The 15075-nt window shown below is 45.9% G+C and carries 12 protein-coding genes; 3 read left to right on the forward strand and 9 right to left on the reverse strand.

What is annotated here, in order from left to right; translation table 11 throughout:
• Positions 1 to 1001 precede the first annotated feature (1001 nt).
• Entirely contained in the window at positions 1002 to 2573 is a 1572-nt protein-coding gene (locus R7F64_RS21490; protein ID WP_047104282.1) for an ABC-F family ATP-binding cassette domain-containing protein, read from the forward strand.
• Complete coding sequence (locus R7F64_RS21495) at positions 2570 to 3727, forward strand: MFS transporter (protein ID WP_047104280.1); 1158 nt, start codon at positions 2570 to 2572, stop codon at positions 3725 to 3727. The genes R7F64_RS21490 and R7F64_RS21495 overlap by 4 nt, the downstream gene beginning before the upstream one ends.
• 74 nt (positions 3728 to 3801) lie before the next feature.
• Here the strand turns inward: R7F64_RS21495 and fis are convergent, their stop codons facing one another.
• The 9 genes from fis to R7F64_RS21540 form a co-directional block, all read right to left on the reverse strand.
• Entirely contained in the window at positions 3802 to 4098 is a 297-nt protein-coding gene (gene fis, locus R7F64_RS21500) for a DNA-binding transcriptional regulator Fis (RefSeq protein ID WP_000462885.1), read from the reverse strand.
• 23 nt (positions 4099 to 4121) lie between these two features.
• Entirely contained in the window at positions 4122 to 5090 is a 969-nt protein-coding gene (gene dusB / locus R7F64_RS21505) for a tRNA dihydrouridine synthase DusB (RefSeq protein ID WP_005382505.1), read from the reverse strand.
• A gap of 139 nt (positions 5091 to 5229) precedes the next feature.
• Positions 5230 to 6117: a 50S ribosomal protein L11 methyltransferase gene (gene prmA / locus R7F64_RS21510; protein WP_005382507.1), complete on the reverse strand. Its 888-nt coding sequence runs from the start codon at positions 6115 to 6117 to the stop codon at positions 5230 to 5232.
• A 165-nt stretch (positions 6118 to 6282) separates the two neighbouring features.
• Positions 6283 to 7626: an acetyl-CoA carboxylase biotin carboxylase subunit gene (accC, locus tag R7F64_RS21515; protein WP_005382509.1), complete on the reverse strand. Its 1344-nt coding sequence runs from the start codon at positions 7624 to 7626 to the stop codon at positions 6283 to 6285.
• 14 nt (positions 7627 to 7640) lie between these two features.
• The gene (gene accB, locus R7F64_RS21520) at positions 7641 to 8102 is read right to left on the reverse strand and encodes an acetyl-CoA carboxylase biotin carboxyl carrier protein (protein WP_005386355.1); all 462 of its coding nucleotides are present in this window, start codon (positions 8100 to 8102) and stop codon (positions 7641 to 7643) included.
• Positions 8103 to 8163: 61 nt separating this feature from the next.
• Positions 8164 to 8613 (reverse strand): type II 3-dehydroquinate dehydratase, encoded by a 450-nt coding sequence (aroQ, locus tag R7F64_RS21525; protein ID WP_005382360.1) that lies wholly within the window; start codon positions 8611 to 8613, stop codon positions 8164 to 8166.
• Positions 8614 to 8916: 303 nt separating this feature from the next.
• A complete protein-coding gene (gene acs, locus R7F64_RS21530) occupies positions 8917 to 10869 on the reverse strand; it encodes an acetate--CoA ligase (RefSeq protein ID WP_054577285.1) in 1953 nt (650 codons plus the stop codon).
• 237 nt (positions 10870 to 11106) lie between these two features.
• Positions 11107 to 11736, reverse strand: coding sequence for a 3'-5' exonuclease (locus tag R7F64_RS21535; RefSeq protein WP_005382363.1), 630 nt, complete (start codon positions 11734 to 11736; stop codon positions 11107 to 11109).
• Positions 11737 to 11769: 33 nt separating this feature from the next.
• On the reverse strand, positions 11770 to 13596 hold the full coding sequence (locus tag R7F64_RS21540) for a DUF294 nucleotidyltransferase-like domain-containing protein (RefSeq protein ID WP_054577284.1): 1827 nt from the start codon (positions 13594 to 13596) through the stop codon (positions 11770 to 11772).
• 233 nt (positions 13597 to 13829) lie between these two features.
• On the opposite strand from R7F64_RS21540, the gene R7F64_RS21545 reads away from it, so the two are divergent.
• On the forward strand, positions 13830 to 15017 hold the full coding sequence (locus R7F64_RS21545) for a 3-phenylpropionate MFS transporter (protein WP_042523701.1): 1188 nt from the start codon (positions 13830 to 13832) through the stop codon (positions 15015 to 15017).
• Positions 15018 to 15075 lie beyond the last annotated feature (58 nt).

Consider the following 15075-nt stretch of genomic DNA (forward strand, 5'->3'; position numbering starts at 1 on the left):
GGTAGTTCAGTTGGTTAGAATACCGGCCTGTCACGCCGGGGGTCGCGGGTTCGAGTCCCGTCCACTCCGCCACTTATATTAAGCCTCAGTCGAAAGACTGAGGCTTTTTTTGTTTCGGTTCCCCGACTTACCTTAAACCCACTTTCATATTGAAACCTTGCATCGAGAGGCCGGCTTCCCTCTGGCGATGCTTTCTAAGCCCTGTTATGAGTGAAGTGGAACGCAGTTTTGTGTGGTTTCTGCAGTCTCGAGCGCTAGTTTTGAGCCCCTGTGCTTAACTTACCAAAGCTTCCTTTATTATTACCTGGAAAATTTATTCAATAGGTTATGTTATTTTCGGGGGAGATTTCTCTGCTTTAGATGTTTTGATTTAGCCATAGGCGCTTATTAATATAAACTCAGCGCATTTAAAACTTTCCAAACATGGATTTTGTTTTGTCGATCTATTTAAGCCAGTGTCTTAAAGTATATTCGCTACTTCTTCCCTCTAACCCTCTCCAACCTTCAAAGCCACCACTACGTACGTATAACGTGAGCGGTATAGGTGCTTTCATAGCTGTGTTTGCTGAGTAAGTCGTTCACCTAGCACATTGACTGAGGAAAGGTCTTCTTTCAGTGGATCTTCGTCTAAGTCACGATAGTTTTTAATAATTATCTGGTACTTTTTATTCTAAAGGTGTACGCTTCACATCGAATATTTTTTCGACAGTAAATCATGTTATATCTCTTGTTTAAAAGCTTTGTAAGAAGGCTGAACTCCGTGCAAAAAACGCGATGAAGTGTTGCTCGGAGTCTTAAATTAATCTTCATCAGGTGTTTTATGTGTGGGTAGCTTCGCTGAAGTTATACGCAGGTGCTTGTACACCTGATAAAAGAGAAGAGATGGCCGGTGATATTTCATCATCGGCCTTTTTGTATCTGTTAAGCAGCTACAAAGCATTTCCCAGTATTGAAATAAGGGCCGGTATTGATCACCGGCCCTTTTTTATTTGGTTGAAAACATGAGTATTTTACAAGTTAAAAATTTGTCTTATCAGATAGCCGATAAGACATTATACAACAACGTGACCTTTCGTATTAACGTGGGAGAGAAAGTAGGTATCACCGGAGCGAATGGTGTTGGAAAAAGCACCTTATTGAAACTGCTTTTCGGTGAATTATCTGCAGATAAGGGCCGCATTGAATGGTTACCAAGCCTTGAGGTAGGGTATTTAGAACAACATTTTAAGATCGATAATGTGCTGACAGTTCATGAGTGTTTAAAGGGCTCTTTTGAGAGTTTATACGCTGCAGAGCAAAAGCTTTGGACTTTGTATCATGCGATGACCGAGTCTCACTCTACATCTCTTTTAAGCCAAGTCGCTCGGCTACAGGCATATTTAGAAGATGAAAACTTCTATGCAATTAATACCAAAATTGAACAAGTTGCTGTAGGTCTTGGCATTTATCAATTTGGCTTAGATACACCGCTTGTCTCGCTAAGTGGCGGTCAAAGACACAAAGTCCTTTTAGGCAGGTTGTTACTTCGCAACCCCGATGTGTTAATTCTTGATGAGCCGACAAACTATCTTGATGCTCCGCACATTGAATGGCTAGTCACGTTTCTCAATGATTACATTGGCACCGTTTTACTGGTTTCTCATGATGTTGATTTCCTTAATCAAGTAGCGACCAGTATTTGTGATATTGATTATCAAACGGTTCGAAAATACAGCGGCACTTATGTCAAAGCAATGCAGCAAAAGCATCACGATGGTGCTTTGATAGAAAAGCAATATAAGGCTCAGCAAAATGAAATTCGAAAGTTAGAGCAATTTATTGCCAAAAATGGCGCTGGAGTTAACGCGAGTCTTGCTAAAGGGCGTAAGAAAAAACTGGATAAAATCGAACGTATTCAACTGAATAATGTAGAGAAAGTATCGATGTTTGACTTTGCTTACCAGCCCATTGGGCAACCGAATGTGATTGACGCAAAAGCGTTGATGATCGGTTATCAGCAGCCTCTGCTTCCAGTGTTTGATATCACGTTAGCGCGCGGGGAAAAGTTGGTTGTTGCTGGCTTTAACGGCGTGGGTAAGTCGACCTTACTTAAAACCCTGATGGGGGAGATCGAGCCACTCTCTGGTGAGGTGGTATTGGCAAAAGGTGCAATAATTGGTTATTTTTCTCAAGATTTGTCTTGGCGCCATCCTCAGAACACGCCTGAACAGGAGCTGTGCTCTTGTGCGCCAACAATCTCAAGCAAAGAGTCACGCAAGCTATTAGCTCGCTTTGGGATTACGGGGGATAAGACGCAGCGCCACTTAGATACATTGAGCGGTGGTGAGCAAACTCGGGTGAAACTGTGTTGTTTATCGGTTCAGAAGTGCAATGTTTTGCTGTTGGACGAACCAACAATACATTTGGATAGCAGCAGCAAAAATGCGCTTAAAGAGGCTCTCCAGCGCTTTTCCGGTAGCGTGATTGTGGTATCTCATGAGAAGGCATTTTTGCAATCTTGGCCTGATAGAGTTTTAGATATTTCGTTGCTCACTTGTGCTGAATCGAAAACAGAACAGGAGGTGGAGCTATGATGCAGTCCATGATCCTATTTCTCGTTGCTTTTCTTGTTGGTGCTGATGAGTTGATGCTTGGATCTATTCTTGAACCTATCGGAAATGATTTAAGTGTTCAACCGAGTCAGGTGACCTTATTTATTACGGCATATAGTTTAGCCATAGCAATTTTCGCTCCTTACTTGGGCCGTTTATCAGACCGAGTTGGGCGTATTCGAATCATGGTGCCTGCTTGCTTTGTATTTGGGGTTGCGTCTATTACGACGGGCATAGTTCATGATTTTGAACTTGCTATTGCAACTCGAGTGATCACTGGTATTGCAAGTGCAGGCATGTTGCCAATTGCATTCGCGTTAGCGGGAGACGCGAAGGGTAATAGAGCGATGCGTCAAATTGTGATGGTTCAGGCGGGATTAACGCTAGGTATGATAACCAGCCCGGCGATCGGAGCATTGTTGACCCAGCTTTTATCATGGCGTGCCGCTTTTATTATTTTGGGCGTTGCGGCTCTTCTTGTCAGTGCCATGAGCGTAGTGTTCATGAACAACAAGCATAATGAGTCCAAGAAGTCAGATACTCTGCCACCTATCGCAGACGTCATTCATCTTCCAGGCGCGTTGAGAGCGATTCTAGCGATGTGTTTAGGCCTAGGGGGAGGTATTGGTGTATTTAACCTGATAGGCCTCCATATTCGAGATACCAGCGAGTTGGCGCTCGGTTGGGTGGGCGCTATTTATGCTGCTCTAGGGATCGTTAGTGTGGTTGGAAATATGTGTGTGGGGAGAGCTTGCCGTTGGCTTGGTAGCTCTCGAGCCGTTATGCGAGTGGCTTTAATGGTGTGCATACCTTGCAGTGCATGGGTGTTCTCAAATGAGATGAGTACGGTGACCGCTTATCTTCCAGCTCTAGTGCTCTGGTCTCTTGCTGGAGGGGTAGGCTCTCCGGCGTTACAAGCACATATAGCAAGCTTATCTGATGAACATCGAGGTGTGCTGATGTCTTCTGGAATGAGTATGATGCACTTTGGTGTCGCGATTTGGTCTGCCTTGGCGGGCTTTGCTTATTCTGTAGGTAGTGAATGGGTCGCTGTCGTGGCTTTGTTATTGTTTGGCTCAGCGGTAGTTATATTAAAGCCAGTTGGTAATGCTGAACAAAGTGAGCGTTATTCGTAGTGTTTTAGTAGATAAAGAAAAGCCGTTACCTAAAAAGGTAACGGCTTGTTCCAAATACTTTTTGAAAGCCGGTCTTAGTTCATGCCGTATTTCTTAAGTTTCTTGCGAAGAGTACCGCGGTTGATACCCATCATAGTTGCTGCGCGAGTTTGGTTACCGCGAGTGTACTGCATGATAGTATCTAATAGTGGCTGTTCAACTTCAGCTAGAACTAATTCGTATAGTTCTGTTACTTCCTGGCCGTTTAGTTGAGCAAGGTAGTTTTTAAGAGACGCTTTAACAGAGTCACGTAAAGGCTTCTGAGTAATCTGGTCTTGTGACGTTACTGTAGTTACTGTTAATGCTTCTGAAGTCAGATTTTGTTCGAACATATTCGGTCTAGCTCTTCTCTTAATTATGATGCAACGTTATCAAAATAACCTTCTAACGCCTCAATTTGCAGCGGAGCTGCGTCGATAGCGTTGAAGGTACGGCGAAACTCACTTGCCTGTTCATGCTCTTTCAGGTACCACCCAACGTGCTTACGCGCGATACGTGGACCTAAGAACTCCCCATAAAACTCATGCAGAGCATTTACATGACCAAGCATAATGGTTTTCACTTCCTCAGTTGGAAGTTCCTCCATTGTGGTGCCGTTTTCCAAATAGTGATGGATTTCCTGGAAAATCCAAGGACGACCCTGGGCAGGGCGTCCAATCATTAAAGCGTCCGCACCGGTGTACTCCAGTACAAATTTGGCTTTCTCCGGGCTATCGATATCACCGTTCGCGATAACCGGAATTGAAATCGCCTCTTTTACCGCTTTAATGCTGTCATATTCGGCCTCACCTTTGTACATACATGCTTTCGTTCTGCCATGCAGAGCAAGAGCTTGTATGCCGCAGTTTTCGGCTAACTTAGCGATCTGGACACAGTTCTTGTTGTCTGTATCCCAGCCAGTTCGAGTCTTTAACGTTACAGGAACGTCCACTGCATTCACGACCGCTTTCAAAATCTCTTCGATAATGTTTGGGTATTGAAGCAGAGCAGAGCCCGCTAGCTTCTTATTCACTTTTTTTGCCGGGCAGCCCATGTTGATGTCGATGATTTGTGCACCGTTCTCAACACTGAATTGAGCTGCGTCCGCCATAAGCTGTGGATCGGAACCCGCAATCTGTACAGAGCGAATGCCCGATTCGCCCTCGTGTACCATGCGCTGTTTCGACTTTGACGTTCCCCATAGTTTTGGGTTAGCAGACATCATTTCACTGACGGCCATTCCCGCACCATAGCGAAGACACAACTCGCGAAACGGTCTATCCGTTACACCAGCCATAGGGGCTACGATTAGATTGTTCTTAAGTTGATAGTTTCCGATTTTCAAAACGTCATCACAGTTCTGTACCAGCAAGGGCGCGCATTTTACGCATTTTTTCACTGCGTGAAAAGACTAATATTTGAGCATTTACAAATTGTTTTTGTAAATTGTATGAATTTCAAACAATTAGCTCTGAAAACCTTGTCTAGCCTTGCTTACGACCAGAGATGCGACACCATTCACTTTGCTCAACAATCGGGTCAATGTGAAGCTCGTCACGGTAATAGTTCGCAACATCTTCAGCTTGAGTGTCTAATACGCCAGACATTGCAAGGTCGCCATTTGGCTTAACTAGTCCTTTGATGATAGGTGCAAGTTCACGTAAAGGTCCCGCAAGGATGTTGGCCACAACGACGTCAGCGACGAGACCTTCTGGTTGATTTTGCGGTAAGTAAACTTCTAGTTTGTCTGCAACGCCATTACGCTCAGCATTGTCTTTTGAAGCAAGCAGGGCTTGAGGATCAATGTCGATCCCTATCACTTTTTCAGCGCCCAGTTTGATCGCTGCGATCGCAAGAATACCTGAGCCACAACCGAAGTCGATAACGGTCTTACCGCTTAAGTCCATGCTTTCTAGCCACTCAAGACAAAGTGCTGTTGTAGGGTGAGTACCCGTACCGAATGCAAGGCCTGGATCCAACATAACATTAACAGCGTCAGGATCTGGAATGTCGCGCCAGCTTGGACAAATCCATAAGCGTTCACCAAATTTCATTGGGTGGAAGTTTTCCATCCATTCGCGTTCCCAGTCTTTATCTTCAAGCTGTTCTACTTTGTAAGCAAAATTGTCAGCCAGCATATTGCTCGCTTTAATTTGGTCGATGATGAAGTTAGTGTCTGCTTCTGCATCATACAGTGCCAGAATATCAGTATCGCCCCATAAGCGAGTTTCGCCAGGTAGAGGTTCGAATACAGGTGTATCCTGCGCGTCTAAGAATGTAACAGACAGCGCGCCAGTCTCTTCCATTAGCATATCGCCGATTTGCTCAGCGTTTTCATTGGTCGCGTTGAGTTTGATTTGAATCCAAGGCATTGGTTTTTGCTCTTAAAGTGAATGAAGTGGCGCAGAGTTTACCAGAACTCTACGATTTGTTTGAGTATATACCCAAATAAGCCGATTTATATGTTGAGCCCTTCGCGTACATATAAAACAAAAATGCCCACGGGAGTGGGCATTTTTTAAGACGTTTGCTTAGGCTTATTGTAAGCCAAGCTTCTTCTCTAGGTAGTGGATGTTTGCACCACCGTGTTGGAAGTTTTCGTCATTCATAATGGAGAATTGCAGTGGCACGTTAGTTTTGATGCCTTCGATGATCATCTCACCCAGTGCGTTCTTCATACGTGCAATCGCTACATCACGGTTCTCACCGTAAGTGATCAGTTTACCAATCATTGAATCGTAATGAGGTGGTACTGTGTAGCCTGTGTAGATATGAGATTCCCAACGTACACCCATACCGCCAGGAGCGTGGAAACGCTCGATCTTACCCGGAGATGGTAGGAAGCGCTCAGGGTCTTCTGCGTTGATACGACACTCAATCGCATGGCCACGGATCTTAATATCATCTTGAGTGAATGACAGAGGCTGACCCGCTGCAACGCGAAGCTGTTCTTTGATTAGGTCGATGCCAGTAACCATCTCTGTTACTGGGTGCTCTACCTGAATACGAGTGTTCATTTCGATGAAGTAGAACTCACCGTTCTCGTATAGGAATTCAAACGTACCTGCGCCGCGGTAACCGATCTCGATACATGCACGAGTACAGCGTTCACCGATGTACTTACGCATTTCTTCGGTGATACCAGGTGCTGGAGCTTCTTCCACTACTTTTTGGTGACGACGTTGCATTGAACAGTCACGCTCACCAAGGTGGATTGCGCCGCCTTGACCGTCAGCAATAACCTGAACTTCAACGTGACGAGGGTTTTCTAGGAATTTCTCCATGTAAACCATGTCATTGTTGAACGCCGCTTTTGCTTCAGCACGTGTCATTGCAATAGCTTGGATAAGGTCTTTCTCTGCGCGAACAACACGCATACCACGACCGCCGCCGCCGCCAGATGCTTTGATGATTACTGGGTAACCAATGCGCTTAGCAAATGCTTTGTTTTTCTCTTCGTCATTGTCTAGAGGGCCGTCAGAACCCGGTACACAAGGAACGCCTGCTTTCTTCATTGCATTGATAGCAGATACTTTATCGCCCATTAGGCGGATAGTGTCTGCCTTTGGGCCAACGAAGATGAAACCACTGCGCTCAACTTGCTCTGCGAAGTCTGCGTTCTCAGACAGGAAGCCGTAACCTGGGTGGATAGCCACAGCACCAGTCACTTCTGCTGCAGAAATGATGCGTGGAATGTTTAGGTAGCTGTCGATACCACGAGCAGGGCCGATACATACGGTTTCGTCTGCGAGTAGTACGTGCTTAAGATCGCGATCCGCTGTTGAGTGAACAGCGACGGTCTTAATACCTAATTCTTTACAAGCGCGAAGAATACGAAGTGCAATTTCACCTCGGTTCGCGATGACTACTTTGTCTAGCATAAGGCAAGCCCCGCTTATTCGATTACAACAAGAGGTTGGTCGAATTCAACTGGTTGGCCGTCTTCAGCTAGGATTGCTGTAACAACGCCAGATTTGTCCGCTTCGATTTGGTTCATCATTTTCATTGCTTCAACAATACATAGAGTATCGCCAGCATTTACTTTCTGACCCACTTCTACGAATGCTTTAGAGTCTGGGCTTGGAGAGCGGTAGAAAGTACCAACCATTGGAGAAAGAACTTGGTGACCTGCAGGTGTTGCTGCTGGAGCTTCTGCTGCTGGCGCTTCCGCTACTGGTGCCGCTGCTACTGGAGCAGGTGCCGCCGCTGGAGCTGCTGCGTAGTGAATTGGTGCTTGAGGAGCTGCAGTGCCATGACGGCTGATGCGCACTGACTCTTCACCTTCAGAGATCTCTAGCTCAGCAATGCCAGACTCTTCAACTAACTCAATTAGCTTCTTGATTTTACGAATATCCATCTTTTCTTTCTCTTTTATCTTGTGATTAAGACAACCCTCGTAGGGTTGCAGAGTGTTAGGGTTACTTTGCCTGTAGCTTATTGATCGCTGCAGACAGAGCAAATTCATAACCTTGTGCGCCTAAACCGCAAATCACACCCTCTGCTTTATCTGACAGATAAGAGTGATGACGGAATGGTTCACGTGCGTGCACATTTGATAAGTGCACCTCAATAAATGGGATGGCGACGCCAAGTAATGCATCTCGCAGCGCCACACTAGTATGAGTGAAAGCCGCTGGATTGATGATGATGAAGTCAATCTTGCCATAGGCAGCGTGAATGGCTTCAATCAGTTCGTACTCACGATTTGATTGTAGGTGTTCCAGTTCTACCCCAGCGTTATGGGCTTGCTCTGTAAGAGTATCCACAACTTGAGCTAAGGTACTGTGACCATAGTGTGTCGGTTCGCGCAGACCCAATAGATTAAGATTTGGTCCGTTTAGAACAAGAATCCGTGACTTTGCAGACATTGTGTTGCTATCTTCCCTTATCGTGAGTGGAACGTTTATATTCCCAAATATACGATAGTTCAGCACGATTTTTTTGTTAAAACCGAGCAAATTTTAAAAAATCGACCAAGATTATAGCTAATTCATAGCAATTAGCAGCAATTTACTGGTCTAATCTCCTAATAGCCACTCTCGTTTCTGTAACCAAGTTAACAAAAACAACATAATTGCCATATTTTTTTTGTGGCCAATTTGTGCACTAAAGCAAAAAACCGCCATGAGTGATGGCGGTTTTTAAAGTGCTTTTAAAACAGTTGGTTGAATTTATGCCAATTCTGCTTTCTCTGCGATAAGCTTGTCTACCACGCTCGGATCGGCAAGCGTTGACGTGTCTCCGAGGTTGCTTGTATCGCCCGTTGCAATCTTACGCAGGATTCGACGCATTATCTTACCAGAACGAGTCTTCGGTAAGGAATCTGTCCAGTGCAGTACATCTGGTGTCGCGATTGGACCAATCTCTTTACGCACCCAATCTTTAACTTCTTTGTGCAGCTCAGCTGACGGGAATTCACCATCGTTCAATGTAATGTAAGCGTAGATAGCTTGGCCTTTGATGTCATGTGGAATACCAACAATCGCCGCTTCTGCAATCTTGTGGTGCGCCACTAGCGCTGATTCAATTTCAGCGGTACCCATACGGTGACCCGACACGTTTAGTACGTCATCAACACGGCCAGTGATCCAGTAGTAGCCGTCTTCGTCACGACGAGCACCATCACTAGTAAAGTACATTCCCTTGAAGGTTGAGAAGTAGGTCTGTTCAAAGCGTTCGTGGTCGCCATAAACAGTACGCATCTGACCTGGCCATGAATCAAGGATCACCAAGTTACCTTCTGCTGTGGTTTCTTCAATGATGTTGCCCATGTTATCAACCAGTGCAGGTTGGACTCCGAAGAATGGTCGAGTTGCTGAGCCTGGTTTTAAGTCTGTTGCGCCTGGTAGTGGTGCAATTAAGATACCGCCGGTCTCTGTTTGCCACCAAGTATCAACGATAGGCGAGCTCTCGTTACCAATCGTTTTGTAGTACCACTCCCACGCTTCAGGGTTGATAGGCTCACCTACTGAACCCATTACACGTAAGCTTGAACGTGATGTCCCTGCTACCGCTTCGTTACCTTTTGCCATTAGTGCACGAATAGCGGTTGGCGCAGTGTAGAGAATGTTCACTTGGTGCTTATCAACCACTTCACTCATACGAGCCGTGCTTGGGTAGTTTGGAACACCTTCAAACAGAATGGTTTTGGCCCCGTTCGCTAGTGGACCATAAATTAGGTAAGTATGGCCTGTAATCCAGCCCACATCCGCGGTACACCAGAAGGTTTCACCTGGTTGATAATCGAAGACATATTTAAAGGTCATTGCCGCGTAGACGAGGTAACCGCCTGTAGTATGTAGTACGCCTTTAGGTTTACCTGTCGAGCCAGATGTGTAGAGGATGAACAGCGGGTCTTCGGCTTTCATCTCTTCTGGTGGGCAAACGTCAGAAACGTTGGCTGTTGCTTCGTGCCACCAAACATCACGGTGTTCATGCCATTCAACATCACCACCTGTACGTTTAAGCACGACGACTTTATTGATGGTTTTTACGTCTGGGTTGGTTAGTGCTTCATCCACGTTCTTTTTCAGTGGAACAGCGCGTCCGCCACGTACGCCTTCGTCAGCGGTGATCACGACTTTAGCGTCAGAGTCGATGATACGGCCGGATAGTGCTTCTGGTGAGAAACCGCCAAATACTACGGTGTGAACCGCACCAATACGGGTACAAGCGAGCATCGCCACTGCGGCTTCTGGCACCATTGGCATGTATAGACACACCACGTCGCCCTTGCGTACGCCTTGCTCTTTCAATGCGTTGGAGAATTTACACACTTCTTTGTGCAGTTCGTTGAAAGTGAGTGTTTTGTCGTCGGCTGGATCATCGCCTTCCCAAATGATGGCGACGTCGTCCCCGTGTTCTGCAAGATGACGGTCAATACAGTTAGCCGAGACGTTCAGTGTGCCATCTTCAAACCAGCGAATATCAACATGGCCAGTGTCGAAAGAAGTGCTTTTTACTTTGGTGAAAGGTTTGATCCAATCAACGATTTTGCCGTGCTCGCTCCAGAAGCCCTCTGGATCGGTTACCGACTGCTGATACATGGCTAAGTAAGTATCATTATCCGCGTGTGTATGAGTTTTAATATTTTCTTTTACCGGATAAACGTGGGCTTCGCTCATGGCTTCTCTCCTTGTGCCTTATTTCTCGGCCTTACACCAATCTAGATAAGATTTTGAATATATTTTTGTAGGGCTGTTTTTTGGTTCTAAATAACTTGGTCGTGGTAATGACGACGTTGTGCTTATAACTGTCAGTCACCGCGCGTATTTCCACAATTAGACTTTAGGATGAGAGTGATGGAAGCGCCGGGAAATCGCTGAAACAAAAGTATTTCTGGGAGCTAGGTCAACTGATTTTTATGTATACGGCGCGGTTAGGTTGGGTAAATCGCCTTTCGTTAAGCGGACAAAGACCAAAGCGGCAGAAATCGCGTCTTGCAAGGCGTCGTGTTTGTCTTGGATAGGAAGTTCGAGGTGTTTACAAATGGCATCCAGACTTAAGTCGAAATAGGCATTCGGCAAATGTCGTTCCAACTTATCGTGATAAATCTGACTGACCTCGATAAGTGGGTTAGGAAGTGGGAAGCCAAGTTGCCGCAGACAAGCAAGGTCTAAGATCTTTTTATCGTAACGAATGTGATAGCCCACAAGTGGTCGGTTGCCGATAAAGTCGAGCAGCTCGAGCAGCGCCTCTTTTTCACTGATGCCATCGACTAAGTCTTGGTGGCGAATTCGATGGATCTTGACCGAGCCTGAGTCGAGCGATTGCGGCGCGCGTAAGCGGACTTCAAATGGTTGACTGGTGATGATGCGGTTGTCGATGATCTTGGTGGCTGCAATAGTCACCAGCTCGGCGCGATTTGGGTCAAGGCTGGTGGTTTCGCAGTCAAGAGAGACGTATTCTGTTTTATCTGGCGTGCAAAACAGCGACTGATAAGGCGAGCCTTTCAATTTGTAATGCCAGTATTTGCGTTGTAACCAGTTCATTGCCTACGCCTCTGTGATTTATGAAAATCAGGGTTAATCACGAATTTGATAATGGAAGCCTAAAAATTGCTTAAATTTCTTCACCACATGTAAGCTGTGGCGAAGCAAATCACGCTCAGTTCTATCCAGTTGTTTAATATCAATGTTATTCAACGCTTCTTGCTTTTTGAGTTGCTGATTAAGACGAAGTTTAAAGAACAATTTCAGTGCTTCGTTGAGATTATCTGCCGTTTCGGATTCTAAGATGCGCTTATTTCTCAGAGCTTCAATGCGTTCAAACGTGTTCTTCTCTTCAATGGCATACTCCAAAGACAAGGCGCGAATGCCGTGTACAATTGGGAAAATACCGCCGCGTTTAATGTCCAATCCGTCTTTAGCACTTTTTACGTTGCCAAATAGAGTTAGGGGCACCGAAAACTGCAAGGCAGGGCGAGTAAAGTCAGACAATATCAACATGCGATCTTTCATTGTGTCACGAAGATGCGCCGCAATTGGAGCCAGCAGCTCGCAATTCCCAGCAACAGCATGGGCGTCACTGAAAATAGCTAAGTCCATGATTTGTTCTGGTTCGGCTTTAGCTATCCAGTGGTTTAGGGTACTTATCCATTCTTGCTGTGTTTTGACCCATTTCGGGTTGTTAACCATCACTTTACCAGGGCAAAGTGGATAACCGAGCTGTTGTAGGGTGTGTGTGAAGGATCGCATCACTTGTTCGCAATGAGGCCATTCCAAACCATCTTGAATAATCAGGGCATTGTCTTGATCGGTTTTGAGAATTTGCTCTCCTCGGCCTTCAGAGCCGAGTACGATCAAGCAACAATGGTCGTGCAAGGCTGGTGGTATCACTAACTCGAACGCTTTCTCGATAATTTGTTCGTTTACGGCTGAGATAAGCTCCATGATGAAGCGAGTGCGGATGCCGTTTTTCAATAAGCTCTCGACCAATTGACGTTGGCGGTTTGAGGCCAAAGCGAGCTCTTCCACGCTGCTTGCTCGAGCAATACTGAGCGTTAACACGTGAGAGTGGGTTGAGAACGCGCTGAGAATTTGGGTCATATCCAGCATGCCGACGGCTCTGTTGCCTTCACATACCATGAGGCGTTTCATTCTATTTCTGGTCATTGTGATCATGGCGTTGAATAGAAAGTCACCATCATCAACGTGATAAACAGGAAAGCTCGCGATCTCACCCACTGGTGTGTCGAGCGCGCAACCATCTATCATCACAGAATGCAGCATATTAGTACGAGTCACTATTGCGTACGGGTGGGCTGATGGCCATTTTTCCAATCGTGGATCATCGCCATGGAGTTGAACCAATGCAGCGTCAATCCCATTTTCTTTTAAGGCACGCGTTACCTCGTGAATTGGTGTATTTGGTTCAAGGATCATCGGTGGGTGATAAATGCTGCGGTCAACTTTAGTGAGAATAAACTCCGCTAAGTTTTGCTGTTGATGGGCCGCTTCGATGAGCTCTTGCCGTTTCGATAAATTGTTATCGAAATAGGCTGCAAACTGGCCATTTTCGTTGTAAAGGGCAAGGAAAACTTCTTTCGGCAGTAGGTAAGAGAGCGTGTCCTCAAGCGCGATGTAGTGATGACGTACCTTGTCTTCAAGTAACGAGCGTACATCGAACATATCGTCGTTGGCATAATGTGCGAACACTTCCTGTTGATCGTTGGAGCGCTCTTCTACCGCGCCTTTGATCAGAATATGTAAGTGGGGGTTCTTCTGTCCGCAGGATAAAATAACATCTCGAGCTCGATAGTAGGCGACGTCCAGAGACGATCGCAGTCGCGTTTGTTGTGCTTCAGTTAAGCGATCGAACGGTGGAGATTGCATGTTAAATTTGTCAGGCATGAGAACACCCAATAATGATGGAAGGAACACTCTCTAAGTCTGACAAATTTCTTACCGGAAGCCAGACGACTTTGGTCTAAATTACGATGTTTTCGCTTGAAGATGCCAAATGTCGCAAAGTTAGTATTCCATCGAGGAAACGATAAGTTTCTTATTCTTCCCTTTTTATAATACGCATGGCGATCCATAATTCCCGGCTCGAACGTTGGTGTTCCCGTTTTAGGATATTAGTAATGTTGAAACCTTCTCCGTATGGCTGGATTTCCCAGTACTTTCTCGGATTCTTCTTTGCGTATGGCGTGTATCTGCCATTTTGGTCACTTTGGTTTAAGGATCAGGGCGTATCTTCGACAGATATCGGTTTGCTGGTCGGGTTAGGCCTTGCGACACGTTGTGTTGCCAATATCGTGATCACCCCACGAGTACACAAAGTCGAACATCTTATGCCTGCTTTACGTTGGTTGAGTTTCGCTGCCCTCCTTTTTGTTGGATTTCACTTTTTTACGGGTGGTAGCTTTTGGTTAATGGCACTAGCGACAGTGTTGTTCAATCTTTGTTGTGGACCGATTATTCCGTTGTCGGACGCGATGGCAAATTACTACGCTCGCCTGAAAATGCTCGATTATGGCCGCACGCGGCTATGGGGTTCGATCGCCTTTATCGCAGGCTCGACGGCAGTGGGCTACCTGGTGGCTGAATTTGGCTCCGATATGATCTTGTACACTGCGATGTTCGGCGTGTTTATCTCGTTGCTGTTTGCTATGCGACCGACTAACCCAATGCCTGTAACGCACGGTGGGCAAAGCGCAGAACGTCCAAAGCTGACCGCTCTTTTGACCGACAAGCCGATACTAAAATTCTTAGTGTTGGTGTCACTAATTCAGGGCAGTCATGCGGCTTACTACGGCTTTAGTGCGATTCACTGGAAGGCCGCTGGTCACTCGGAAGATGTCATTGGCTACTTGTGGAGCTTAGGAGTGGCCGCAGAAGTGGCAGTGTTTGCATTGAGTAAGCGCTTATTCGTAGGTTGGTCGATACGCGCGCTGTTTATTGCTGCTGCCGTTGGTGTAATGATGCGTTGGGGTATTACGGCGTCGACAACATCAATTATTGCTTTGGTGGTTGTTCAACTATTGCATGGTGTGACTTTCGCTACCGCACACATTGCCGCGATCCAATATATCCAAAACTCCGAAGAAAATAAGATCGTAGCGTTGCAAGCGTTGTATAACGCGATTCCGTTGGGCGCATTTATCGCGTTAATGACCGTATTGAGTGGCTGGGGTTATGAGCACTGGGGATCGCTTGTGTTCTGGGGCATGGCCGCGATGGGGTTATTGGCTCTGTTCATCAAGCTTGATTCGCAAGACCCACATCAGGTGGTTGATGTATCAGACAAGCCACTTGAAACACAGAATTAGACTTATGTAACAAAGGTTAAAAACTAAGCTTTGTCTCCGTTATCAAAGCAGTGTTAAA

Origin of the sequence: Vibrio sp. Vb1980 (genome assembly GCF_033338615.1) — a bacterium.
GTDB lineage: Bacteria > Pseudomonadota > Gammaproteobacteria > Enterobacterales > Vibrionaceae > Vibrio > Vibrio alginolyticus.